Here is a 25,239-nt window from a genome sequence, read left to right on the forward strand (position 1 = left end):
AATCTTTCAACAACAGCCTGCCAGATTTTTTGCTCCCGATTTCAATAGTAATCAGCAGCTTAGCGCGGTCTGCTCTGAAGACCTTGAAAGGGGTGATACTTAGGATCGCGAACTGTCAGCTTGCCCATAATGGCGCCAAGCAGTCCGGGCGTGTGCGCGCCACGGGAATCAACGGACGGCCTGTCGTGCATTACAACCACCCATTTTTTAGATCCATGAGCCAGCCCCACCAGCCCGGCAAGCTGCCCGACACCGAAGGCCGCTGGCATCTGCTTGCACTGTTGGGCCCGGTGCTGGCGATTTTTTTGCTGGGGCTCACGTTCCTGTATTGGCAGGCCGCCGAGCGGGAGGCGGGGGCCAAAAGGCAGCAGGCGTTCACCGCCTCGGTGGCCCGCATCGTGGACAGCCTCAAGGACCGGATGGCCACCTACGAGTTGCTGTTGCGTGGTGTCAAGGGCTACTACGACGGCTCCAATGACATCGATCGCGACGAGTTCCAGGCTTATGTGGGGGCGCTGCGCCTGTCGGAAAGCCGACCCGGTCTGCAGGGCCTGGCGTATGCCCTGGACCTGCCGGCCGACCAGTTGGGCGTCCATACGGCGCACATCCGCGCGCGCGGCTCTTCTTCCTACACCGTGCATCCGGCGGGCGCACGCGCACGCTACACGCCCCTCACCCACATCGAGCCCCAGTCCAGCGACAACCTCAAGGTGCTGGGGTTTGATATCTCCACCGTGCCGGCCGCCCGCGAGGCGCTGGACCGTGCACGCGATACCGGACAACTGGCGCTGACCTCCCGGCTCCAGCTACGGCAGGATGTGGGCCGCGATGCCGTCAGCGGGCTGGTCATGTACCTGCCCATCTACCAGCGGAATGCCGACCTGGCCTCGGTCGAAGGCCGCCGGCGCGGCATCGTGGGCTGGGTGTCGGCCCCTTTCCGCATGTCCGAGCTGCTGCGGGGGATGGCGCAGCAGCTGGACTCGGACATCGACCTTGCCATCTACGACGGCGACCCGCAGGCCGGGGGCGGCCTGCTGCACGGGCGCGCGAACCTTCCTGCCGCCCCGGAAGGCGCGCTGCCGGGCCTGCGCGCTAGCCGCCCAATGGAGCTGGGTGGGCGCACCTGGACGCTGGTGATGCAGCCGTTGCCGGCTTTCGAGCAACGCTTCGAAGACCCGGACAACGGCCTGTTTGCCGCCATGGGCGCTGCCCTGAGCCTGCTGGCGGGCGGGCTGATCTGGGTGACGGCCACGGGCCGCGAGCGTGCCATGGGGCTGGCCCGCCGCATGACACAGGCGCTGCGCAGCACCCGCGACGACCTGGAAAGCATCCTCAACGCTGTTCCCGACCTGTTGTTCGAGGTGGGGCTGGATGGGCACATCCACCACTACCGCGCGGCGCGTTCGGCGCAATTGCTTGCACCGCCCGAGATGTTTCTGGGCCGGAAGATGGAGGAGATCCTGCCGCCCGAAGCCGCTGCAGGGTGGCGGGTGGCACTGCAGGCGGCCCACGACACGGGCTATTCGACCGGCCACCAGTACCACCTCGAACTGGGGCAACAGACCCACTGGTTCGAGCTGTCCATCGCCCGCAAGGAAAGCACTACACCGGGGCAGGAACCACGTTTCATCGCCTTGTCCCGCGATATCACGCAACGCAAGCTGGCCGAAGCCCGCACGCACCAGCTCGCTTACTTTGACGCACTGACCGGCCTTCCCAACCGCCGCATGCTGCTGGACCGCATGGACCATGCTCTGGCCTCGGCACGCAAGTCGGGGCAGGTGGGGGCCTTGTTGTTCATCGATCTGGATGACTTCAAGCAGATCAACGACGCCCGCGGACATTCGCTGGGGGACGAGCTGCTCAAGCAGGTGGCGCAACGCCTCACGCAGTTGCTGCGTCCTGGCGACACCGTCGCGCGCACAGGGGGTGACGAGTTCGTGATGCTCGTCAACGGCATGGCAACCGACATGGAATCCGCCGGGCGCAGTGCCCTGCTGGCGGCCGAGGCCGTGCGCACGGCGCTGGAGGCGCCCTACACCATAGACACCCACCTGTACAGCAGCACGGGCAGCATTGGCATCACCCTTTTTCCCAAGCGCGGTGAGGAGGTCGAAGACCTGCTGCGCGAGGCCGACACCGCCATGTACCGTGCCAAGGACCTGGGGCGCAACCGCATCCGCTTTTATGAAGCCGACATGCAGGCCGACGTGCAGGAGCGCCTGGCGCTGGAGCAGGACCTGAAAAAAGCCAGCACCGACGGCCAGCTGGCAGCCTTCGTGCAGTCGCAGGTAGATGCGTTTGGCGCGGTGGTCGGCGGCGAGCTGCTCATGCGCTGGAACCACCCGGTGCGCGGCAATGTGCCGCCCAGCCGCTTCATTCCGGTGGCGGAATCCTCGGGGCTGATACTGCGCCTGGGCGACTGGATGATCCTGCAAGCCTGCGAGACGCTGGCGCGCCTGCACGCAGCGGGGCAGGATCTTTCAATATCGGTCAACGTGAGCGAGCGCCAGTTCCGCCAGGACGACTTCGTTGAACGCGTGCGCGACCTGCTCGCGCAGACCGGGGCCTCGGCGGCCCAGCTTATCCTGGAAGTCACCGAAAGCCTGCTGATCGAAAACCTCGACGACACCATTGCCCGCATGACCGAGCTGGGCCAGCTCGGCGTGCGCTTCTCGATCGACGACTTTGGCACCGGCTATTCCAGCCTGGCCTACCTCAAGCGCCTGCCCCTGTTCGAGCTGAAGATCGACAAGAGCTTTGTGCAGGACACACCCGACGACCCGAGCGACACCGCCATCGTGCAGTCCATCATTTCGGTGGCAAGGCACCTCAAGCTGCGCGTGGTGGCCGAGGGTGTGGAAACCCGCGCCCAGGCCGACTTTCTGGTCAGCAGCCATTGCGACTGCCTGCAGGGTTACCTGTTTTCCCGTCCCGAGCCACTGCCTGGATGGCTTGCGCGCCAGCTGGGCGGCGTGTAGGAACAGGTTCCAGGTTCGCGGGATCAGGCCTCTACCGGGCTGGCGTGCGCCAGGGCCATCACTTCGTGCGGCGGCAGGCCCTTGAGGCGGTGGTCGCTCCAGACCTGGCGCCAGCGGCGCGAGCCTGCCAACCCATGGCGCAGGCCCAGCATGTGCCGGGCGATGCTGGCCCAGGGCGTGCCGTGCGCAGCGGCCTCGCGCGCCATGTAGTCCACCATGGCGGCCTCCACGTCCTCGCGGGTGAGCGTGCTTTGCTGGGTGCCGTAGTACAGCGCATCCCAGCGCGCCAGCCACCAGGGGTTGTGATAAGCCTCGCGGCCCACCATCACGCCATCAAGCCCCGCCAGCTGCTCCTGCACTGCTGCATCGGTGTTCAGGCCGCCGTTGATGGCAAAGGTCAGGTGCGGAAAATCGGCCTTGAGCTGGCGCACCACCTCGTAGCGCAGCGGTGGCACTTCGCGGTTCTCCTTGGGCGACAGGCCCTTGAGCCAGGCATTGCGCGCGTGCACGATGAACACCGTGCACCCCGCAGCAGCCACGGTGCCCACGAAGTCGCGCACGAAGCCGTAGCTCTCATCCTTGTCGATGCCGATGCGGTGCTTGACCGTGACGGGCACCTGCACCACGTCCACCATGGCCTTCACGCAGTCGGCCACCAGCTGGGGTTCATTCATCAGGCAGGCGCCAAAGGCACCGCGCTGCACGCGCTCGCTGGGGCAGCCGCAGTTGAGGTTGATCTCGTCATAGCCCCACTGCTCGCCCAGCCGCGCGCAATGCGCCAGATCGGCGGGCTCGCTGCCGCCCAACTGCAGCGCCACGGGGTGCTCTTCAGCGTTGAAGCGCAGATGGCGCTGCACATCGCCATGCACCAGCGCGCCCGTGGTCACCATCTCGGTGTACAGCAGCGTGTGCCGGCTCAGCAGCCGGTGCAGATAGCGGCAGTGGCGGTCAGTCCAGTCCATCATCGGGGCGACGGACATGCGCCAGGGGCTCAGTGTGGGTTCCACAGTCAAGACAGCAGGGGAAGGGGGGTTGCAGCGGCGCTTGGCAGGACACCGTGCCCTGGCAAAGCTGCAGATGAAAAGCCGTGATTATCCCACCGGTGCCGCGCGGGTGCCCGATGAGGGTTATGTATCAGAACGGTCGCCAGCGCTTCATCCATGAGCACTGGTAGCTATCAAATTTGATAGCTGCTGTCAGCGCGATCCGAATTTCTGGTACATGCCCTCGATGGCTTCGGCGAAATGCAGCATCAGGTTGTTGCGCTTGAGCTTGAGCGTTGGCGTCAGGAAGGTGTTTTCAATCGTCCAGGGCGTGAGCGTCAGGTGCACCGCGCGCGGCACGGCGTAGCGGGGGAAGCTGGCGGTGTTTTTCTCCATGCGCGCCAGCACGGCCCGGTGCACGCTGGCATGGTTCAGGCTGCCGGTGTCTTGCGGGTTCAGGCCCAGGTCGGCCGCAAGGCGCTGCCATTCATCTTGCTTGAGCACCGCCACGCAGGCGATGAAGGGGCGGTTCTCGCCCACCACAAAGGCCTGCTCCAGCAGCGGGTCGGCCAGCAAGGCGAGCTCCAGGTCGGCCGGAGGCACTTTTTCGCCGGTGGAGGTGACGATGATTTCCTTGATGCGGCCCTTGATGGTGATGCGGCCCACCACGATCTCGGCCTGGTCACCTGTGCCCAGCCAACCATCGGGGCCCAAAACCCTGGCGGTGTCTTCGGGGCGTTTCCAGTAGCCCTGCATGACGATGGGGCCGCGCACCTGCAGCTCGCTGTTGTCGCCAATGCGCACCTCCACGCCGGGCAGGGCGCGGCCCACGCTGGCGGGGTCGTTGTCGTCGAGCGCATTGACCGACACCACGGGTGCGGTTTCGGTCATGCCGTAGCCTTGCACCAGGGGCAGGCCCAGGCCCAGAAAGCACTTGGCGATGGTGGGCGACAGCGGCGCGCCGCCACTCACGGCCACGCGCACCCGGCCGCCAAACTGCGCCAGCAGGGGCTTGGCCACCAGGGCGCGCAGCAGCGGCCAGGGCAGGGCGGCCATCCATCCGGCGGCTTGGCTGCCGGCGTCCGGCTGCGGCGCGGGCAGGCCCTGGGCGGCACAAAACCGTGCCCAGCCTTTGGTCTGCGCGGCCTCAAACAGCTGCATCTTCCAGGGCGTGGGCGACAGCTTTTCGAGCAGTCTGGCGTGGATGCGTTCATAGATGCGCGGCACCGACACCAGCACCGTGGGGCGCACGGTTTTCAGGTCTTCGGCCAGCAGGGGTACCGAGCGCGCATAGGCCACGCAGCTGCCCGCGGCCAACGGCAGGTAGTAGCCGCCCGTGCGCTCGAAGGTGTGCGAGAGCGGCAGGAATGACAAAAAAACGTCGTCCACCGTGGGGGCGATGCGTTCCAGCACCGCCTTCACGTCGCTGACCACGTTGCGGTGCGTGAGCATCACGCCCTTGGGTTTGCCGGTGGTGCCCGAGGTATAGACCAGGGCGGCCAAGTCATCGGGGCCGGGCGGTGTGGGTGCTGGCGCCTCGGCGGCCTGTGCCGCGCCGGCCAGCCATTGCGCCAGCGAGCCGACGGCGGGGCCATCGGTGGTGGCGGCAGACGGCGCGAACTTGGCATCTTCGTCGGTCACCACCACGGCGCGCAGCGCCGGAAACGCGGTGCCAACGTCCCGGATCTTCTCCCACTGCACCGCCTGGCCCACGATGAGCAGCGAGGCCTCGCAGTCGGCCACGATGTAGGCAATGCTGCCGGGGTTGTCGATGGCGTGCAGGGGCACCGGCACGCAGCCCGTGGCCAGCGTGGACTGGTCGGCGCACATGGCGTTCAGGCCGTTGGGCAGCAGGATGGCCACGCGGGCGGCGGCGGGTAGCTGCAGGGCCGCCAGGGCCCGTGACCACTGCGCCACACGCTGTGCGGTTTGCCCCCAGGTCAGGCGGGTCCAGGCATGCGTGGCGGGGTCGAACGCGCGGTAGGCTTCGGCGTCGGGGGTGCGGGCAGTGCGGTAAGCAAGAAGCTGGGGTAGCGTTTCGACGCTGGCGAGATCGGGCGAAGAAGAGGTCATCAGGCGTGGATTGGTGCGCGGGCATGCCGCCGGGGCGCATGGCTGCGGGAAAACCCGAATCATCATACCGACTGCGGTGCAGAGGCTGCTTCGCGGTGCGCCACCGTGGTGCGGGTAGCGCGCCACGGGCCAGAGCTTGCCGGTGCGCGGCTGTGCCCAGTGCGTGCATTTACGGGGTAGATACGTCTGCATCAACACCGCTTCACGCAGAGCGCCTACAGTGAAAACATATTTCGGAGAGGGTCAATGCGCAATATTCAACGCTTTTTCGGGGCCTTTCTTTGCATCCTGACGGGGCTATGGCTGTTGGCCGAACTGATGACCTGGTCGGCGCCTGCCAATTTCTTCGCCTGGCGGGCGATACTGATGCAGTACAGCGGGGTGCTGGGCATTGGTGTCATGAGTGTGGCCATGGTGCTGGCCGTGCGCCCGGTGGTGTTCGAGCCCTACCTGGGCGGCCTGGACAAGATGTACCGCCTGCACAAGTGGCTGGGTATCTCGGGCCTGGTGATTTCGGTGGCCCACTGGCTGCTGGCCCAGGGCACCAAGTGGGCCGTGGGCTGGGGCTGGCTGCAGCGCCCCCGACGCGGCCCGCGCCCCGAACTGCTGGATGCGCCCATCCAGCAGTTCTTTCTGAGCCAGCGCGGCCTGGCCGAGAGCATGGGCGAGTGGGCCTTCTATGCGGCCGCGCTGCTGATGGTGTTGGCGCTGGTCAAGCGGTTTCCGTGCCGGTATTTCTTCAAGACGCACCGCCTGCTGGCCGTGGCTTATCTGGCGCTGGTGTGGCACTCGGTGGTCTTGCTCAAGTTTGACTACTGGGGCGGCGTGCTCGGCCCGGTGATGGCGGTGCTGATGGCCGCGGGCACGGTGGCGGCCCTGATGGTACTATTTCGGCGCGTGGCGGTGGGCCGGCAGGTGGTGGGCGAGGTGGCCGCCATCCGGCGCCATGAATCGCTGAACGTGGTGGCGGTGGACATTCTGTGCAAAGGCCGCTGGGCGGGGCACGAGTCTGGCCAGTTCGCCTTCGTCACCCTGCACGACGACGAGGGGCCGCACCCTTACACCATCTCATCGGCTTGGACGGGCGACGGGCACATCACCTTCATCATCAAGGCGCTGGGCGACTACACCCGCACGCTGAGCGAACGGCTCCACATCGGCGACGTGGTCAAGATCGAAGGGCCTTACGGCCAGTTCAATTTTCAGGGCGCGCACAAGCGGCAGATCTGGGTGGGCGCCGGCATTGGCATCACGCCCTTCATTGCCCGCATGAAGGCGCTGGCGGCACAACCCGATGGCAAAAGCATCGACCTGTTCCACCCCACGGCGGTGTACGACGATCACGCCATCGGCCTGATGACCCGCGATGCCGAGGCCGCCGGGGTGCGCCTGCATGTGCTGTGGAGCGAGAGGGACGGCCTGCTCAACGCGGCGCGCCTGACCGGGCTGGTGCCCGAATGGCGCGATGCCGATGTCTGGTTTTGCGGCCCTGCGCCTTTCGGCCGGTCGCTGAAAAAAGACCTGATCGCCATGGGTCTGCCCGAATCCCGCTTCCACCAGGAGCTGTTTCAGATGCGGTGACCCCCGCCTCTGCAGGCGCGGCGATGGCCATGCTCAGGCTGCGGCTTCCAGCCCCTGGGCAAAGTGCGCCTGCATGGCCTGGATGGTTTTCTGCGCATCGCGCGCCACCATGGCGGCCAGGATGGCGCGGTGCTCGTTCAGCGAATCCTCGATGCGCCCCTGCTTGAGCAGCGAGTTGTGGCGGTTGAGCTTCATCACCTTGCGCAGGTCGGCCACCATCTGGCTGCGCCAGCGGTTGTCGGCCAGCTCCAGCAGCAGCATGTGGAAGCGCTCGTTCACGGCAAAAAATCGCTCGCGCTCACCGGCGGCGGCCTCTAGCTCGGCATGCAGATCCTGCAACTCCTGCAGTTGTGCCGGGGTGGCGGTGGTGGCCACCACGCCGGCCGCGTCGCTCTCCAGCAGGCTGAGCAGGTGGTACACGTCGCGCAGGTCTTTTTCGCTCATCTCCGTCACATAGGCGCCACGGCGCACCTTCATCGTGACCAGGCCTTCGGCGGCCAGCACCTTCAGCGCTTCGCGCAGCGGCGTGCGGCTGATGCCAAATTCCTCGGCAATCTTGAGCTCGTCGATCCAGCTGCCGGGCTCCAGCTCGCGGCGGAAGATGCGCTGGCGCAATTGCTCCGCCACTTCAACATACAGTGCGCGGGGCGTGAGGGTGAGGGCAGACATGGGGTGGATTGTAAGCGGACAAGAATATTTTGAATGAATAATTATGAATGATGTAAACTCGCCGCCACATCGGGGCATGCCCTGAGACCGTCCAACGCCATCTTCGGAGAAGCCTTCGCCATGAGTGACAAACCCCACAACAACGCGTCCGAGTTCGCCGCTGCTTCGCTGCAGGCCTGGGCCAAGGCCGCCGCAAAGTCGGCCCCCGGTGGCGATGTGAATGCCCTGAACTGGGTCACGCCCGATGGCATCACCGTCAAGCCGCTGTACACCGCCGAAGACACGGCCGGCCTGCCGTATGCCAACACCTTGCCCGGCTTTGAGCCCTATCTGCGCGGCCCGCAGGCCACCATGTATGCCGTGCGCCCCTGGACGATCCGCCAGTACGCGGGCTTTTCCACCGCTGAAGAATCCAATGCCTTCTACCGCAAGGCCCTGGCCGCTGGCGGCCAGGGCGTGTCGGTCGCGTTTGACCTAGCCACCCACCGGGGTTATGACAGTGATCACCCGCGCGTGACCGGCGACGTGGGCAAGGCCGGCGTGGCGATTGATTCGGTCGAGGACATGAAGATCCTGTTCGACCAGATCCCGCTGGACAAGGTGAGCGTCTCCATGACCATGAACGGCGCCGTGCTGCCCGTGCTGGCGGGCTACGTGGTGGCGGCGGAAGAGCAGGGTGTCTCGCAAGACAAACTGAGCGGAACGATTCAGAACGACATTCTGAAAGAGTTCATGGTGCGCAACACCTACATCTACCCGCCCAAGCCCTCGATGCGCATCATCGGCGACATCATTGGCTACACGGCCAGGAACATGCCCAAGTTCAACTCGATCTCGATCTCGGGCTACCACATGCAGGAAGCCGGGGCCAACCAGGCGCTCGAACTCGCTTTCACGCTGGCCGACGGCAAGGAATACGTCAAGACCGCCATCGCCTCGGGCCTGGACGTGGACGAGTTCGCCGGGCGCCTGAGTTTCTTCTGGGCCATCGGCATGAACTTCTACCTCGAAGTGGCCAAGATGCGCGCGGCGCGCCTGCTGTGGTGCCGCATCATGAAGGAAACCGGCGCCAAGAACCCCAAGAGCCTGATGCTGCGCACGCACTGCCAGACCTCGGGCTGGTCGCTCACCGAGCAGGACCCCTACAACAACGTGGTGCGCACCACCATCGAGGCCATGGCGGCGGTGTTTGGCGGCACGCAGAGCCTGCACACCAACGCGCTCGATGAAGCCATTGCACTGCCCACCGAGTTCTCGGCCCGCATCGCGCGCAATACGCAGCTCATCATCCAGGAAGAAACCCACATCACCAACGTGATCGACCCCTGGGCCGGCAGCTACATGATGGAAAAGCTGACCCAGGACATGATGGACGCCGCCTGGAAGATCATCGAGGAAGTCGAGGCCATGGGCGGCATGACGCAGGCCGTGGACAGCGGCTGGGCCAAGCTCAAGATCGAGGCCGCCGCCGCCGAGAAGCAGGCGCGCATCGACTCTGGCCGCGACGTGATCGTCGGCGTGAACAAATACAAGCTGGCCAAGGAAGACCCGGTCGACATCCTGCAGATCGACAACATGAAGGTGCGCGACGGCCAGATTGCCCGCCTGCAAAAGATCCGCGCCACCCGCGACGCCGCCAAGGTGCAGGCCGCGCTGGATGCACTGACTGCCGCCGCCGAAAGCGGCGAAGGCAACCTGCTGGAGTTGTCCATCAACGCCGTGCGCCTGCGCGCCACCGTGGGTGAGGTGTCCGACGCGCTGGAGAAGGTTTTTGGGCGCCACCGCGCCGATACGCAAAAGGTGACTGGTGTGTACGCAGCAGCCTATGACTCGGCCGAGGGCTGGGACAAACTCAAGACCGAAATCAACGCCTTTGCCGAAGAGCAGGGCCGCCGCCCCCGCGTGATGATCGCCAAGCTGGGTCAGGACGGCCACGACCGGGGCGCCAAGGTGGTGGCCACTGCGTTTGCCGACCTGGGGTTTGACGTGGACATGGGGCCGCTCTTCCAGACCCCCGAGGAATGCGCCCGCCAGGCGATTGAAAACGACGTGCACGCCGTGGGCGTGAGCACGCTGGCTGCGGGGCACAAGACGCTGGTGCCCGCCATCATCCAGTCCCTCAAAGACCAGGGCGCCGACGACATCATCGTGTTTGTGGGCGGGGTGATCCCTGCGCAGGACTATGAGCACCTGTACGAAGCGGGTGTGAAGGGCATCTACGGTCCTGGCACGCCGATTCCGGCCAGCGCCAAGGATGTGTTGGAGCAGATTCGCAAGGCGGTGGCGTGACCCCTGCGGCGCTTCTCGATGGAGTGGTGCATGGCACGGCTGCGGTGCAGCGCCGCGCCATGTCTAAGGCCATCACCCTGCTCGAATCCACGCGGCCAGACCACCGCGCGCAGGGCGACGCGCTGCTCACGCAGCTGCTGCCCCACACCGGCAAGGCGTTTCGCCTCGGCATCAGCGGTGTGCCCGGCGTGGGCAAATCCACCTTCATCGAAGCGCTGGGCCTGTACCTGATTGGGCAAGGCCATCGCGTGGCGGTGCTTACCATCGACCCGTCCAGCACCGTCTCGGGCGGCTCCATCCTGGGCGACAAGACGCGCATGGAGCACCTGTCGATGGACGAGCGCGCCTACATCCGCCCCAGCCCCAGCAGCGGCACGCTGGGCGGCGTGGCCGAGAAAACGCGCGAGGCCATGCTGGTCTGCGAGGCGGCCGGCTACGACGTGGTGATTGTCGAAACCGTGGGCGTGGGCCAGAGCGAGATCGCGGTGAACGGCATGACCGACATGTTCGTGCTGCTGCAGCTGCCCAACGCGGGCGACGACCTGCAGGCCATCAAGAAGGGCGTGATGGAGATCGCCGACCTGGTGGTCATCAACAAGGCCGACATCGACAAGAACGCCGCCACGCGCGCCGAGGCGCAGATCACGTCTTCGCTGCGCCTCTTGGGCCAGCACGGCAACCCCGAAAACGCCCACCACAACGAAACCCTGTGGCACCCCAGGGTCGTGCAGATCAGCGCGCTGCTGGGGCAGGGCGTGGACGCCTTCTGGGCCGCTGTCACGCAGTTCCGCCAGCTGCAAACCGCCAACGGCCGCCTGGCCGCGCGGCGCGAAAAGCAGGCGCTGGCCTGGATGTGGGAGCGCATCGACGCGGGCCTCAAGCTCGCGTTTCGCCAGCACCCCCAGGTCAAAGAGCTGTTGCCCCAGATGCAGGCCGATGTGGCCGCCGGGCGCATCGCAGCATCCACTGCAGCAAGAAATCTGCTCCAAGCGCAATCAAATCATGCGCTGGCAGCTATCAAATAAATAGTAAACACCAACCCATTCACCAAAGGACGACCATGCAAGACATCCTGGATCAACTGGAGAAAAAGCGTGCGCTGGCACGCCTGGGCGGCGGGCAAAAGCGCATTGATGCGCAGCACGCCAAGGGCAAGCTCACCGCGCGCGAGCGCATCGAGCTGCTGCTGGACGACGGCACGTTCGAGGAATGGGACATGTTCGTCGAGCACCGCTGCACCGACTTCGGTATGGAGGACAACAAGATCCCCGGCGACGGTGTGGTGACAGGCTACGGCATGATCAACGGCCGCCTGGTGTTCGTGTTCAGCCAGGACTTCACGGTGTTTGGCGGTGCGCTGTCTGAAACCCATGCCGAGAAGATCTGCAAGGTGATGGACCAGGCCATGAAGGTCGGTGCGCCGGTCATTGGCCTCAACGACTCGGGCGGTGCGCGCATCCAGGAAGGCGTCGCGTCCCTCGGCGGCTATGCCGACGTGTTCCAGAAGAACGTGCTGGCCAGCGGCGTGATTCCGCAAATCAGCATGATCATGGGCCCCAGCGCCGGTGGCGCCGTGTACTCGCCCGCCATGACGGACTTCATCTTCATGGTCAAGGATTCGAGCTACATGTTCGTGACCGGCCCCGAAGTCGTGAAGACCGTGACGCACGAAGAAGTGACGGCGGAAGAGCTGGGCGGCGCCGTGACACACACCACCAAGAGCGGTGTGGCCGACATGGCGTTCGAGAACGACGTGGAGGCGCTGATGATGCTGCGCCGCCTGTACAACTACCTGCCGCTCAACAACCGCGAAAAAGCTCCGGTGCGCCCCAGCAACGATCCGGCCGACCGCATGGACCTGAGCCTGGACACCCTGGTGCCCGACAACGCCAACAAGCCCTACGACATGAAGGAGCTGATCGTCAAGACGGTGGACGACGGCGACTTCTTTGAGCTGCAGCCTGAATACGCCAAGAACATCATCATCGGCTTTGCCCGCATGGAAGGCCAGACCGTGGGCATCGTGGCCAACCAGCCGCTGGTGCTGGCCGGCTGCCTGGACATCAAGAGCAGCATCAAGGCCGCGCGCTTCGTGCGTTTCTGCGATGCGTTCAACATTCCCGTGGTCACGTTTGTGGACGTGCCCGGCTTCATGCCCGGCACCAGCCAGGAGTACGGCGGCATCATCAAGCACGGCGCCAAGCTGCTCTACGCATACGCCGAATGCACCGTGCCCAAGATCACCGTCATCACCCGCAAGGCCTACGGCGGCGCGTACGACGTGATGAGCTCCAAGCACCTGCGTGGCGACGTCAACTTCGCCTGGCCCAACGCCGAGATTGCGGTGATGGGCGCCAAGGGCGCGGTGGAGATCATCTTCCGTGAGGACAAGAATGACCCGGTCAAGCTCGCCGCCCGTGAGGCCGAGTACAAGGAGCGCTTTGCCAACCCGTTTGTCGCTGGCGCGCGCGGCTTCATCGACGACGTGATCCTGCCGCACGAGACGCGCAAGCGCATCTGCCGGTCGCTGGTGATGCTGCGCGACAAGAAGCTCGACAACCCATGGCGCAAGCACGGGAACATCCCGCTGTAAGGGGTTGCTATGGCACTAGTTACAGAGCTAAGAACACAGCCACTGCAAACAGTGACTAAGCATTCCGCAGTGGATTGCTCCTACACAGTAGTAGCAATCGACGGTCAAAAATTTCTACAACTAGACACCTATGGCTCGGTAGAGCGTGCGATTCCCGGGAAAAAGAGTCAAAGCCTTCGCTTTAGTCCAGAAGTTGTCCAGCAGTTGAAGCAAATTATTCAAGAAAACGGGTTGTGAAATGTTCACCAAAATTCTGATCGCCAACCGTGGCGAAATCGCATGCCGAGTGATTGCTACGGCAAAAAAAATGGGCATTGCCACCGTCGCCGTCTACTCCGACGCCGACAAGGAAGCGCGCCATGTCAAGCTGGCCGACGAGGCCGTGCACATCGGTGCCGCACCCAGTCGCGAGTCGTATCTGCTGGCCGACAAGATCATTGCCGCCTGCAAGCAGACCGGCGCGCAGGCCGTGCACCCTGGCTATGGCTTCCTCTCGGAAAACGAAGCCTTTGCCAAGCGCTGCGAGGACGAGGGCATTGCCTTCATCGGCCCCAAGGCGCATTCGATTGCCGCCATGGGCGACAAGATCGCGTCCAAGAAGCTCGCCAACGAGGCCAAGGTCAGCACCATTCCTGGATACAACGACGCGATTGCTGGCCCCGAGCAGGCGGTGGAAATTGCCAAGGGCATTGGCTACCCCGTGATGATCAAGGCCAGCGCTGGCGGCGGCGGCAAGGGCTTGCGCGTGGCGTTCAATGACAAGGAAGCCTTTGAAGGCTTTGCCAGCTGCCAGAACGAAGCCCGCAACAGCTTTGGCGACGACCGCATCTTCATCGAGAAATTCGTGCAGGAGCCGCGCCACATCGAGATCCAGGTGCTGGGCGACAGCCACGGCAATGTGATCTACCTGAACGAGCGCGAGTGCTCCATCCAGCGCCGCCACCAGAAGGTGATCGAAGAGGCGCCGTCACCCTTCATCTCTGATGCCACCCGCAAGGCCATGGGCGAGCAGGCCGTGCAGCTGGCCAAGGCGGTGAAGTACCAAAGCGCCGGCACGGTGGAGTTCGTGGTCGGCAAGGACCAGGACTTCTATTTTCTGGAGATGAACACCCGCCTGCAGGTGGAGCACCCGGTGACGGAGTGCATCACCGGCCTGGACCTGGTGGAGCTGATGATCCGCGTGGCCGCCGGCGAGAAGCTGCCCCTTACGCAAGCCGACGTGAAGCGCGACGGCTGGGCCATCGAGTGCCGCATCAACGCCGAAGACCCGTTCCGCAACTTCCTGCCGTCCACGGGCCGCCTGGTGCGCTTTCAGCCACCCGAAGAGAGCATGTTCCAGTCCGACACCAGCAAGAAGCTGGGCGTGCGCGTGGACACGGGCGTGTACGAGGGCGGCGAGATCCCGATGTATTACGACTCGATGATCGCCAAGCTCATCGTGCATGGCACCGACCGCGACGATGCCATCACCAAGATGCGCGCCGCGCTCAACGGCTTCGTCATCCGGGGCATCAGCAGCAACATTCCGTTCCAGGCGGCGCTGCTGGCGCATCCGAAGTTCGTGACGGGCGATTTCAACACCGGCTTCATCGCCGAAAACTACGGCAAGGGCTTTGCGGCCGAAGACGTGCCGCACAGCGACCCGCTGTTCCTGGTGGCGCTGGCCGCCTACATGCACCGCCGCTACCGTGCACGCGCCTCGGGCATCAGCGGCCAGCTGGCCGGGCACGAGGTGAAGGTGGGTGAGGAGTTTGTGGTGGTGACGCTGGGTGCCGAGGGCCAGAACCAGCACCACGACGTGGCGGTGACCGACTTCGAAATGGAAGGCAAATTGCGCTCCAGCGCAGTTGCGGTGGGCGGTAAAAGCTATCAGATCAGCAGCACGGCAACCCTGGGGCAAATCCGCGTTCAGGGCCAGTGCAATGGCATGGGCTTCACGGCCCAGGTGGAGCGTGGTGTGGGCAAGAACCCGCTGGCGCTGCGCATTGCACACAATGGCACGCAGATCGAAGCGCTGGTGCTGTCGCAGCTGGGCGCACGGCTGCACCAGCTCATGCCGTTCAAGGCGCCGCCCGATCTGTCCCGGTTCCTGCTCTCGCCCATGCCTGGCCTGCTGGTCGATGTGGCGGTGCAGCCGGGCCAGAAAGTGCAGGCCGGCGAAAAGCTGGCCGTAATCGAAGCCATGAAGATGGAGAACATCCTCTTTGCCGCGCAGGATGGCGTGGTGGGCAAGATCATGGCGGGCAAGGGCGAGTCGCTCGCGGTGGACCAGGTGATCCTGGAGTTTCAGTGAAATATGCTGCTGGCGCTTGATGGGAAAGCGCTGAAAGCTATCAAAAACAGAGTATTCAAGGGCATTTCTCCATGGCAAGCACAATCACACCCCGCCCCTTCAGGGTGCTGGGCATCCAGCAGGTCGCCATTGGCGGCACCGACAAGCAGCGCATGAAAACCCTCTGGGTGGACATGCTGGGCCTCACCCAGACCGGCACTTTCCAGAGCGAGCGCGAAAACGTGGACGAAGATATCCTGGCCATGGGGCAGGGCGCTTTCAAGGTCGAGGTGGATATCATGCAGCCGCTCGATATCGACAGGAAACCCGCCGTGCACACCACGCCGCTCAACCACATCGGCCTGTGGATCGACGACCTGGCTGCCGCCGTCGAGTGGCTCACCGCGCAGGGCGTGCGCTTTGCGCCAGGTGGCGTGCGCAAGGGCGCGGCAGGCTACGACATCTGTTTTTTGCACCCCAAGAGCAACGACGAGTTCCCGATTGCGGGTGAGGGTGTGCTGATCGAGCTGGTGCAGGCGCCGGCGGATGTGATTACCGTACTGGGTTAAGGTATGGCCCGGCAGCACTGCCGAGCGCATGTGCCCGGGTTCGTGAAACACCTTTGGACGGATTGGGAAAATGGATCGACGTCAGAATACCGACCGACGCAGCGGACAAGACAGAAGGCAGCAAGAGCAAGGCCCACCGACCAGCTATGAGCGGCGCCGCGGGGTCGAGCCACGCCAGCCCGAATTGACCGAGCTGGAGCTGAGCGACGAAGAATTGATAGCCCTGGGCTTCATTCCCGCCTCGCCCGACCAGCCCAGCCAGCCCAAGTAAAGTCCGCCCAAGCCAAGCCCGTTATGCCAGTGGTACTGGCAGACATTTTTTCTTCTTCGCGCGCATTGATTTGCCTCGCCCCTGAAAGACCCTACATGCCCTCAACCGCCAACACCTCCACCAGCCAGCCCCTGCAGCTGCACCGCCGCGTAGTCCCTGCTGCAGCCCAGGGCCCCTGGACGGTCGATGCCATCCAGGCCCTGCTTGACAAGCCCTTGATGGACTTGCTGTTTGAGGCGCAGACGGTGCACCGCCAGCACTGGCCCGCGGGCGACATCGAACTGGCGACGCTGCTGTCGGTGAAAACCGGTGGCTGTCCCGAAAACTGCGGCTACTGCCCGCAGGCCGCCGAGTTCGATACCGGCGTGAAGGCCGAGAAGCTGATGGAAGTGGACGAAGTGGTGCGCGCTGCCCAGGCCGCCAAGGATGCAGGCGCCACGCGCTTTTGCATGGGCGCCGCCTGGCGTGCGCCCAAGGACCGCGATATTGAAAAAGTCAGCGCCCTGATCGGCGCCGTGAAGGGCCTGGGCCTGCAGACCTGCGCCACGCTGGGCATGCTCGAATCGCACCAGGCGCAGGCGCTCAAGGATGCGGGGCTCGATTATTACAACCACAACCTCGATACCGCCCCCGAGTACTACACCGACGTGGTCAGCACCCGCGCCTACCAGGACCGGCTCGATACCCTGCAGCATGTGCGCAGCGCGGGCATCAGCGTGTGCTGTGGCGGCATTGTGGGCATGGGCGAGGCGCCGGTGCACCGCGCAGGGCTGATTGCGCAGCTGGCCAACCTGCAGCCATACCCCGAATCAGTGCCGATCAACAGCCTGGTGCGCGTGCCCGGTACGCCGCTGGCCGACAGCGAGCCCGTCGATCCGTTCGACTTCGTGCGCGTGATTGCCGTGGCCCGCATCACCATGCCCAAGGCGCGCGTGCGCCTGTCGGCGGGACGCCAGCAGATGGGTGAAGCCGTGCAGGCCCTGTGTTTCATGGCCGGGGCGAACTCGATTTTTTATGGCGACAAGCTACTGGTGACGGGCAACCCCGATGTGGATGCCGATGTGCAACTGCTGGTCAAGCTGGGCCTGAATGGCCACCGCACCACCACCACCGAGACGGATGACCTGCAGGCACATGCGCAACCCCAGGGCGCTTGCGCCTGAACCCCACGCACCCATCGCGATGCGCGAGCATCTGCGCACTCAGGCGGCATGGCCTTCGGCCATGGTGTCCCAGGCCTTGAGGGCTTCGGCGGCGTACATCAGCGACGGACCGCCGCCCATGTAAACACTCACGGCCAGCATCTCTTCAAGTTCGGCGCGTGTGGCGCCCAGCTTGAGCAGGGCTTTGACATGAAAGCCGATGCAGCCCGAGCAATGCTGGCTCACGCCAATGGCCAGGGCGATCAGTTCCTTGTGTTTGGCGCTGATCGCGCCTTCGGCCATGGAGGCCTGCGCCAGCTGCGCAAACCCGCGCATGGCGTCGGGCTGGGCCTTGCGGAAGGGTGCCAGGTTTTCATTGATGTTGTGTATCAGGCCGGCATGGTCAAACGTGCTCATGAAGGAATTTCCATCAAAAAAGGGGCAATGCCCACGGATCGGAAACAGCGCTGCCGGGGCCTTGCCCCTGCGCTGTCTCCGCGCTGTTATTTTTTCACGGGGCAGGTGTTGGTGCCCAGCAGGGAGTAGGCAGGGCAGGAACGGAACAGGCCGGTGGCCAGGGGTACCACGCCCAGCCAGCCCCACCAGCCCACGGTGCCGGTGGCTGCCAGGGCGATCAGTACCAGGCCCGCCACGATGCGCAAGACGCGGTCAAGGTTTCCAACGTTGATCTTCATGATTTTTCCTTTGCTTGGCGTTGCTGCAGCCCCCTTGGCGGGCCGCTTTGCGAAAAGGCGACGCGGCGAAAAGCCGCTTCGCCGGGTTACTCGAACGAGGGTGTCACGGGCTTCACCACGGGTTTGCCAGCGGCCAGCCAGGCATCAAACCCGCCTGCAATCGATTGCACCTGCAAATAGCCCATGTCCTGCATGGCGCATGCGGCCAGCGCGGCGCGGCCACTGGTCTTGCAATACAGCACCACCTTGAGATCGCGCGACGTGAGCGTCGGCGTGCTGCTGAGCTTGAACTCCAGCAGGCCGCGCGAGGCATGGATGGCGCCAGGCAGGTGCCCGGCCTGGAATTCGTCGGCCTCGCGCACATCGATCAGCACGTCGGCGTTGCGGATGGCCTGCTCGGCCTGGTCCACGGAGATTTCCTGGACGCGGGTCTTGGCAACGGTCACCAGGTCGTGGGCGGTTTTCATGGCAGTTCCTTGGGGTGCATGGGAGTTGGAAAGGGAAAAAGAAAAACCTCAGCCGCGGCGGATGGGCCGCTGCAGCTGCAGCGACACGTTGCCCACCGAGCCGCCGTTGGTCACCTGCGCGTAGCCCTGCTGGCTCAGCCACTGCGCCGCCATGCCCGAGCGCGCCCCCGACAGGCAGCACAGCACCAGGGGCGTGGATTTGTCGGGCAAGGCCTGCGCGCAGTCGGTGCCCAGGCGGTCCAGCGGCAGGTTGATGGCGCCGTCCACATGGCCGGAGGCAAACTCGCCGGGCGAGCGGACATCGACCACCAGGCAATGGGCGGGCTGTGGGAATGCGTTGGGTTCCATGGCGTCTTTGGGGGATGAAGGGGGTTACTTGGCTGCCGCAGCGTCCACGGTGGCGGCGTGCAGGGCGCGCTCGTCCAGTTGCCCGGCCAGCGCCAGCAGGCGCAGGCGCTCCAGCGTGAGGGAGGTGCGCAGCTGCGCCAGGACCAGCTCGGCGGCGGCGGCGTCGTTCTGGGCATTGAGCAGGTCCAGCGTGGTGCGGTCGCCCACCTGGCGGCCCAGCTGGGTGGCGTCCAGGCGGGCCTGGCTGGCGCGCAGGGCGGCGTCCTGTGCGCTGGTGCGGGCTGTGCCTGACTGCAGGCGCAGCCAGGCCGCGCGGGTTTGCTGCGCCACCTGCTGGCGGGTGCGGTCGAGTTCGGCCTCGGCCTTGGCCTGCAGGTGCAGCAGCTCTTGCTCGCGTGCCCCGCGCTGGCCGCCGGTGTACAGCGGCACCGTGATCTGCACGCCCACCAGGTGCTGCTGGGCGGTGTTGCTGCCCTGGCCGTAGCGGCCCGAGCCGCTCAGGTGCTCGCGGCTGGCCTGTGCCACCAGGTCCACCGTGGTGCCTGCCCCGCGGGCATATTGGGCGACATCCTGGCGCGCAACCTCCACTGCCAGGGCCTGCTGGTGCAGGCCGGGGTTGCGGGCTTGCGCCTGATCCAGCCATTGCGGCAGGTCCGGCACGGCCGGGGTGGCAGCGAGGGCAGGGGCGGGCGCCACCTGCAATGCGTCGGCCGGCCAGCCGGTGGTGTCGGCCAGGGCGCGCTGGGCAATCTGCAGATCCACTTCGGCGGCCAGCACCTGTGCGTCGATGGCGCGGGCGCGGGCAGCCGCTTCGTGGGTGTCGGTCACGGGGGCGTCGCCCAGCTGGAAGCGGTCTTGCGCCTCTACCAGCGCCTTGTTCACTGCCACTTGCTGGCGCTGCAGCAGGCGAAGGCCATCCTGGGCCAGGGCCACGGCAAAGTAGCGTTCGGCGGTCTGCAGCATCAGGGCCTGTTCTGTGGCCTGCCATTGCACATCGGCCAGGTCGGCCGACAGCCCAAGCTTGCGGCCCTGGGTCGTGCGTTCAGGGCTGTACAGCGGCATGCGCGCTCCCACGCTCCAGCGCCCGCCCAGGCTGTTGTCCACCGAGGTATTGAACCCCACATGGGACGAGGTACCCAGGCCCGGCGCGGAGAACGAGGCACCGCCGGCAGAGGTCTGCGAGCCCATGGCGCCGCCCGTTGCCGTGGCGGCCACCGTGGGGCGCCACAGCGCGCTGGCCTGGTCGCGCCGCGTCTGGCCGGCCCGCAGCGCGGCCTGCGCCACGGCCATGTCGGGGTCGTGCTGGCGCGCGGCCTGCCAGGCTTGCAGCAGGTCGCCCGCCTGGGCGCCCGTGATGCCCAGTGCCAGCAAGGCGGCCCACAGGGGCTTGATGCGCATGGTGCGATCTCCGTTCAGTTGCCTGCCACCGCGCCCAGCTTGCGCATGATGGTTTCCATCAGACACCACCGGGTGAAACCGCTTTGCAGCAGGTTGGCGCCGACAAAGGCCGTGAACCACAGCCAGTTGGCGCTGTGGAAGATCGGGCTGCCGGCCACGCCCAGGGCCAGCGACAGCAGGATGAAAGAGCCGCCGATGATGCGAACGAGTTGCCAGGAAGTCATGATGAAGCTCCGTAGTTGAACGATGGGTAAAACAGCAAGAAGGGGCTACCTCGGGCCGGAGGGCTCCGGCAGGCGCTCGATGCCCAGGATCTTGAGCACGTATTTTTCGTAGATCGGGTCGGTGTTGCCGGACTTGATCTTGCCAAGGAAATATTTCTCGAAGGCGATCTTGCCCAGGTGCACCCATTTGCCCTTCTTGAACCAGTTGACGTTGCGCGGCGGAATCTGCGGCAGAGCCACAAAGGCCGCGCCGGTATCGCCCATGTCGGCCAGGCAGATGGCGTTCCAGGTGGCGGTGGCCGTGGCAGGCTTGCCCTCCAGGTCGGCGGCGATGTTGTGCACGATGGCCGAGACCATGGTCTCGATCATGTAGCCCGTCTTGGGGGCGCCGGTGGGCACGGGGGTCACCTCCACGGGCGGAATCGCCACGCACACGCCCGCCGCGAAGATGTTGGGGTAGGCCTTGCTGCGCTGGTGTGCGTCGATCAGCACAAAACCGCGCGGATTGCACAGACTGGGGACGGCGGCCACGGCATCCACGCCCTTGAAAGCGGGCAGCATCATCGAAAGCTTGAAAGGCAGCTCGTGCTGCTTGAGCAGCTTGCCCTGGTCGTCGAGCTGGTCCACCATCATCTTGCCGTCTTCCACGCGCGTGGTCTTGGCGTTGGTGATCCATTTGATGTCCTGGCCGCGCAGCTCGCTCTCCAGCATGCTCTTGCTGTCACCCACGCCGCCCAGGCCCAGGTGGCCGATATAGGGCTCGCTGGTCACATAGGTCAGGGGCACCTTGTGGCGCAGCTTGCGCTTGCGCAGGTCGGCAGACACGATGAAGGCAAACTCATACGCCGGGCCAAAGCAGCTGGCGCCGGGCATGGCACCGATCACCATGGGGCCGGGGTTTTCGAGGAACTTTTCGTAGTCGGCCCAGAAATGCTGGGCATGGTCGACCGTGCAGATGGAGTGCGTGTGGCCATCGATCGGGCCTGCGCCCGGAACTTCTTCGAAGGCCAGCCGGGGGCCGGTGGTGATGACCAGGTAGTCATAGGCCACGGTCTGGCCATTGGCGAGCGCCAGGCTATTGCCCGCCGCATCGATTGTCTGAACAGGGCTGGCAATGAAATCGATGCCCTTGCGCTGCAGCAGGGGGGCGAGCTGCAGCACGATGTCTTCCCTCTGCCGCCAGCCCACCGCGATCCAGGGATTGGACGGCACGAAATGGAAATAGTCCACCGCGCTGATCACGGTGACGCGATGCTGCGCGGGCAGCTTGCTGCGCAGCTCATAGGCGGCGGGCATGCCGCCGATGCCTGCTCCGATAACGACGATGTGGGCCATGGTCTGTCTCCTGTGGTGCCTGGTTGAAAATCCGTGCAGATCAGTGCGGTGCCGCCTCTGTCGGGCTGCTGCCAGCGGGGGGAACGGAAGAAACGGGTGCCGCGTCCTGGCCGTCACCGGGGTGGCGCACCTGCTTGCGATAGGCCGCGTAATACAGCGTGGGAATGACCACCAGCGTGAGCACGGTGGAGACAAAGATGCCAAAGATCAGCGAAATGGCCAGGCCATTGAAGATCGGGTCATCGAGGATGAAGAACGCGCCAATCATGGCCGCCAGCCCCGTCAGCACGATGGGCTGGGCCCGGGTGATGGCCGAGTGCACGATGGCTTCCTTGAGTGGCGCGCCCTCGCGCACCTGCAGGTTGATGAAATCCACCAGCAGGATGGAATTGCGCACGATGATGCCGGCCAGCGCGATCATGCCGATCATGCTGGTGGCCGTGTACTGCGCGCCCAGCAGGGCATGGCCCGGCATCACGCCGATGATGGTCAGCGGTATGGGCGCCATGATGATCAGCGGCGTGAGGTACGAGCCGAACTGCGCCACCACCAGCAGATAGATGAGAATCAGGCCCACGGCATAGGCGGCGCCCATGTCGCGGAAGGTTTCGTAGGTGATCTGCCACTCGCCGTCCCACTTGATGGCGTAGTCGCGCAGTGCGTCCGAGGGCTGGCGCACAAAGTATTCCACCAGCGGGCCGCCGCCCGGGGTCGGGATCTTTGCGATGTCGCCGCGCATCTGGAACATGCCGTACAGCGGGCTGTCCACCTTGCCCGCCATGTCGGCCACCACAAAGCTCACGGGCAGCAGGTCCTTGTGGTACACGGGCTGCTCGCGCACGGTGTCGCTCACCGTTACCAGCTCGCTGATGGGCACCTGCTTGCCCGAGGCGCCGCGCACCGTCAGCTGCAGCAGCGCGGCCAGGTCGCCATGGCTTTCTTCGGGCAGCTGCAGCACCACGGGCGCGGGGTATTTGCTGGCGTCGTGCAGGTAGGTGGTGGCTTCGCCCGCCAGGCCTGCGCGCAGCGTGCCTACGATGGCCTGCTGCGGTATGCCCAGCAGGGCGGCCTTGCGCCGGTCGATCAGCAGCAGCTTGCGCGGAGCGCTGGCGATGCTGTTGTCGTCCACATCCACCAGACCGGCGGTCTGGCTGAAAACGGTGCGCACGGCCTTGGCCACCTGGCGGCGCCCTTCGGCCTCGGGGCCATAGATTTCTGCCACGATGGGCGACAGCACCGGCGGACCCGGCGGTACTTCGACCACCTTCACGTTGGCACCCAGGCGCTGCCCGATCTGCTGCAGGGCAGGGCGCACGCGCGTGGCAATGGCATGGCTCTGGTCCTTGCGGTGCGATTTGTCCACCAGGTTCACCTGGATGTCGCCAACGTCACCGCCAGCGCGCAGGTAGTACTGGCGCACCAGGCCATTGAAATTGATGGGGGCGGCCGTGCCTGCGTAGGCCTGGTAATCGGTCACCTCGGGCACCGTGGCGAGATACGCGCCCAGTTCGTGCAGCACCGCAGCGGTCTGCTCCACCGGGGTGCCGGCAGGCATGTCCACCACCACCTGGAACTCCGATTTGTTGTCGAACGGCAGCATCTTGAGCAGCACCAGCCCCGTGGCGGGGAGGGCCACCGACAGCGCAATCAGCACGGCCACGCCCAGGCCGAGCAGGCGGCGATTGCGGCTGCCGCGCTGGTCATCGAGCAGCGGCGTGAAGATGCGGGTGAACAGGGGGGTGATGCGGGCCGCCATGCCCGAAGGCGCGGCATGCGCCGCCGCGCCGGCTTGGTGCGCCTTCATCCAAAGGCGCGCCAGCCAGGGCGTGACCACAAAGGCAATCGCCAGCGACAGCAGCATGCCCATGCTGGCGTTGATGGGGATCGGGCTCATGTAGGGGCCCATCAGGCCCGAGACAAAGGCCATGGGCAGCAGGGCGGCAATCACGGTGAACGTGGCCAGGATGGTGGGGCCGCCCACTTCGTCCACCGCGCCCGGGATGATCTGTGCGAGCGTCTTGCCCGGAAAGAGCTGCTGGTGGCGGTGGATGTTCTCGACCACCACGATGGCATCGTCCACCAGGATGCCTATGGAAAAGATGAGCGCAAACAGCGATACCCGGTTGAGCGTGAACCCCCAGGCCCAGGAGGCGAACAGGGTCACCGTGAGCGTCAGCACCACCGCCGTGCCCACAATGGCGGCCTCGCGCCGGCCCAGCGCGATGAACACCAGCGCCACCACCGATGCCGTGGCAAACAGCAGTTTCTGGATCAGCTTTTGCGCCTTGTCGTTGGCCGTGGCGCCGTAATTGCGCGTTTCGGCCACCTCAACGCCATCCGGAATGACGGTGTTGCGCAGCTGCTCCACCCGCTGCATGACGGCGTTGGCCACGTCGATGGCGTTTTCACCCGGCTTCTTGGTCACCAGCAAGGTGACGGCGGGATATTCGCCGCCACCGCTGACTTCGGCCTTGCCGTGCCACACGTAGCGGCTCGCGGGCAGGGGGCCGTCGCTGACTTCGGCCACGTCTTTCAGGAACAGTGGCTTGCCTCCGCGCACGCCCACCATCAGCTCGGCCACGTCACTGGCCTGCGTGAGAAACGGGCCGGCCTCTACCGCCACCGCCTGGTTGCCGGCGATCAAATCGCCCACGGGCATGCCCATGTTGGCCGATTGCAGCGCGCTGCGCAGGTCTTGCACGGTGGTGCCGGTGCTGGCCATGCGGGCAGGGTCCAGGCGTACCATCACGGCCCGGCCGGGGCCGCCTACCGTCTGTACTTCGCGCGTGCCGGGCACACGCTTGATTTCAGACTCCATGCTGTGCGCCACGCGCTCCAGGGCAAAGGCGCCGGTGTCCGCATCCTTGCTGAAAAGCGTGAGCGTGACGATGGGGACATCGTCGATGCCCTTGGGCTTGATGAGTGGCTCCTGCACCCCCAGGTCGCGCGGCAGCCAGTCGGTGTGGCTGCGCAGGGTGTCATGCAGCTGCACCAGGGCCTCGGTACGGGCCACGCCCACCTTGAACTGCACGGTGAGAACGGCCACGCCAGGGCGCGAAACCGACATCACATGCTCGGTGCCCGCCATCTGCGAAAGCACCTGCTCGGCCGGCGTGGCCACCATCTGCTCCACATCGGCCACCGAGGCGCCGGGGAACGGAATCAGCACGTTGGCCATGGTGACGTTGATCTGCGGCTCTTCTTCGCGCGGTGTCACCAGCACGGCAAAAACGCCCAGCAAAAATGCCACCAGCGCCAGCAAGGGGGTGATCTGGGCGCTCTGGAACAAGGCCGCGATGCGGCCTGAAATGCCCAGGGCTTTCGGTGTGGGAGTATTCATGTCGGCCAT

At 65.3% G+C, this 25,239-nt stretch carries 21 protein-coding genes; 10 read left to right on the plus strand and 11 right to left on the minus strand.

The features are described from left to right. The first annotated feature begins 215 nt into the window (after positions 1 to 215). Positions 216 to 2,981, plus strand: coding sequence for a bifunctional diguanylate cyclase/phosphodiesterase (locus tag BLW02_RS12240; protein WP_092698978.1), 2,766 nt, complete (start codon positions 216 to 218; stop codon positions 2,979 to 2,981). Positions 2,982 to 3,004: 23 nt separating this feature from the next. On the opposite strand, the gene dusA is transcribed toward BLW02_RS12240, so the two are convergent. Then, positions 3,005 to 3,994, minus strand: coding sequence for a tRNA dihydrouridine(20/20a) synthase DusA (gene dusA / locus BLW02_RS12245; RefSeq protein WP_092698980.1), 990 nt, complete (start codon positions 3,992 to 3,994; stop codon positions 3,005 to 3,007). Between the two features lie 183 nt (positions 3,995 to 4,177). Next, positions 4,178 to 6,037 carry an AMP-dependent synthetase/ligase gene (locus BLW02_RS12250; protein WP_092698982.1) on the minus strand — a complete coding sequence of 620 codons (1,860 nt, stop codon included), beginning with the start codon at positions 6,035 to 6,037 and terminating at the stop codon, positions 4,178 to 4,180. Between the two features lie 246 nt (positions 6,038 to 6,283). Here BLW02_RS12250 and BLW02_RS12255 point away from each other — a divergent pair, with 246 nt between their 5' ends. Further along, a complete protein-coding gene (locus BLW02_RS12255) occupies positions 6,284 to 7,618 on the plus strand; it encodes a ferredoxin reductase family protein (protein WP_092698984.1) in 1,335 nt (444 codons plus the stop codon). 33 nt (positions 7,619 to 7,651) lie between these two features. Here BLW02_RS12255 and BLW02_RS12260 read toward each other — a convergent pair whose 3' ends face one another. Continuing rightward, positions 7,652 to 8,287, minus strand: a complete 636-nt coding sequence (locus BLW02_RS12260; protein WP_092698986.1) for a GntR family transcriptional regulator — start codon at positions 8,285 to 8,287, stop codon at positions 7,652 to 7,654. Between the two features lie 120 nt (positions 8,288 to 8,407). Between BLW02_RS12260 and scpA the strand changes: the two genes are divergently transcribed. The 8 genes from scpA to bioB all read left to right on the plus strand — a co-directional run bounded on the left by scpA (position 8,408) and on the right by bioB (position 17,444). Further along, the gene (gene scpA, locus BLW02_RS12265; protein WP_092698988.1) at positions 8,408 to 10,576 is read left to right on the plus strand and encodes a methylmalonyl-CoA mutase; all 2,169 of its coding nucleotides are present in this window, start codon (positions 8,408 to 8,410) and stop codon (positions 10,574 to 10,576) included. After that, positions 10,573 to 11,601 (plus strand): methylmalonyl Co-A mutase-associated GTPase MeaB, encoded by a 1,029-nt coding sequence (gene meaB, locus BLW02_RS12270; RefSeq protein ID WP_092698990.1) that lies wholly within the window; start codon positions 10,573 to 10,575, stop codon positions 11,599 to 11,601. Before scpA ends, meaB begins: the two co-directional genes overlap by 4 nt. Positions 11,602 to 11,636: 35 nt before the next feature. Further along, the gene (locus BLW02_RS12275; protein WP_092698992.1) at positions 11,637 to 13,169 is read left to right on the plus strand and encodes an acyl-CoA carboxylase subunit beta; all 1,533 of its coding nucleotides are present in this window, start codon (positions 11,637 to 11,639) and stop codon (positions 13,167 to 13,169) included. A gap of 9 nt (positions 13,170 to 13,178) precedes the next feature. Further along, positions 13,179 to 13,406 carry a hypothetical protein gene (locus BLW02_RS19690; protein WP_139285370.1) on the plus strand — a complete coding sequence of 76 codons (228 nt, stop codon included), beginning with the start codon at positions 13,179 to 13,181 and terminating at the stop codon, positions 13,404 to 13,406. A gap of 1 nt (position 13,407) precedes the next feature. Further along, the gene (locus BLW02_RS12280) at positions 13,408 to 15,462 is read left to right on the plus strand and encodes an acetyl-CoA carboxylase biotin carboxylase subunit (RefSeq protein WP_092698994.1); all 2,055 of its coding nucleotides are present in this window, start codon (positions 13,408 to 13,410) and stop codon (positions 15,460 to 15,462) included. Between the two features lie 71 nt (positions 15,463 to 15,533). Then, positions 15,534 to 16,010 (plus strand): VOC family protein, encoded by a 477-nt coding sequence (locus tag BLW02_RS12285; protein WP_092698996.1) that lies wholly within the window; start codon positions 15,534 to 15,536, stop codon positions 16,008 to 16,010. Between the two features lie 70 nt (positions 16,011 to 16,080). Then, positions 16,081 to 16,281, plus strand: a complete 201-nt coding sequence (locus BLW02_RS12290) for a hypothetical protein (RefSeq protein WP_092698998.1) — start codon at positions 16,081 to 16,083, stop codon at positions 16,279 to 16,281. Positions 16,282 to 16,376: 95 nt separating this feature from the next. Then, positions 16,377 to 17,444: a biotin synthase BioB gene (bioB, locus tag BLW02_RS12295; protein ID WP_092699000.1), complete on the plus strand. Its 1,068-nt coding sequence runs from the start codon at positions 16,377 to 16,379 to the stop codon at positions 17,442 to 17,444. Between the two features lie 39 nt (positions 17,445 to 17,483). Here bioB and BLW02_RS12300 read toward each other — a convergent pair whose 3' ends face one another. The 8 genes from BLW02_RS12300 to BLW02_RS12335 all read right to left on the minus strand — a co-directional run bounded on the left by BLW02_RS12300 (position 17,484) and on the right by BLW02_RS12335 (position 25,239). Then, positions 17,484 to 17,840 carry a carboxymuconolactone decarboxylase family protein gene (locus BLW02_RS12300; RefSeq protein ID WP_092699002.1) on the minus strand — a complete coding sequence of 119 codons (357 nt, stop codon included), beginning with the start codon at positions 17,838 to 17,840 and terminating at the stop codon, positions 17,484 to 17,486. Between the two features lie 86 nt (positions 17,841 to 17,926). Beyond that, a complete protein-coding gene (locus BLW02_RS12305) occupies positions 17,927 to 18,118 on the minus strand; it encodes a YgaP family membrane protein (RefSeq protein ID WP_092699004.1) in 192 nt (63 codons plus the stop codon). An 86-nt stretch (positions 18,119 to 18,204) separates the two neighbouring features. Continuing rightward, complete coding sequence (locus BLW02_RS12310) at positions 18,205 to 18,585, minus strand: rhodanese-like domain-containing protein (protein ID WP_092699006.1); 381 nt, start codon at positions 18,583 to 18,585, stop codon at positions 18,205 to 18,207. Positions 18,586 to 18,633: 48 nt separating this feature from the next. Then, the gene (locus BLW02_RS12315; RefSeq protein ID WP_092699008.1) at positions 18,634 to 18,933 is read right to left on the minus strand and encodes a rhodanese-like domain-containing protein; all 300 of its coding nucleotides are present in this window, start codon (positions 18,931 to 18,933) and stop codon (positions 18,634 to 18,636) included. Between the two features lie 24 nt (positions 18,934 to 18,957). Further along, on the minus strand, positions 18,958 to 20,331 hold the full coding sequence (locus tag BLW02_RS12320; RefSeq protein WP_092699010.1) for a TolC family protein: 1,374 nt from the start codon (positions 20,329 to 20,331) through the stop codon (positions 18,958 to 18,960). Between the two features lie 14 nt (positions 20,332 to 20,345). Then, positions 20,346 to 20,555, minus strand: coding sequence for a YgaP family membrane protein (locus BLW02_RS12325; RefSeq protein ID WP_026436572.1), 210 nt, complete (start codon positions 20,553 to 20,555; stop codon positions 20,346 to 20,348). Positions 20,556 to 20,600: 45 nt separating this feature from the next. Then, on the minus strand, positions 20,601 to 21,890 hold the full coding sequence (locus BLW02_RS12330) for an NAD(P)/FAD-dependent oxidoreductase (protein ID WP_092699012.1): 1,290 nt from the start codon (positions 21,888 to 21,890) through the stop codon (positions 20,601 to 20,603). A gap of 40 nt (positions 21,891 to 21,930) precedes the next feature. Next, positions 21,931 to 25,239: an efflux RND transporter permease subunit gene (locus BLW02_RS12335; protein ID WP_092699014.1), complete on the minus strand. Its 3,309-nt coding sequence runs from the start codon at positions 25,237 to 25,239 to the stop codon at positions 21,931 to 21,933.

Origin of the sequence: Acidovorax soli (assembly GCF_900107605.1) — a bacterium.
GTDB lineage: Bacteria > Pseudomonadota > Gammaproteobacteria > Burkholderiales > Burkholderiaceae_C > Acidovorax > Acidovorax soli.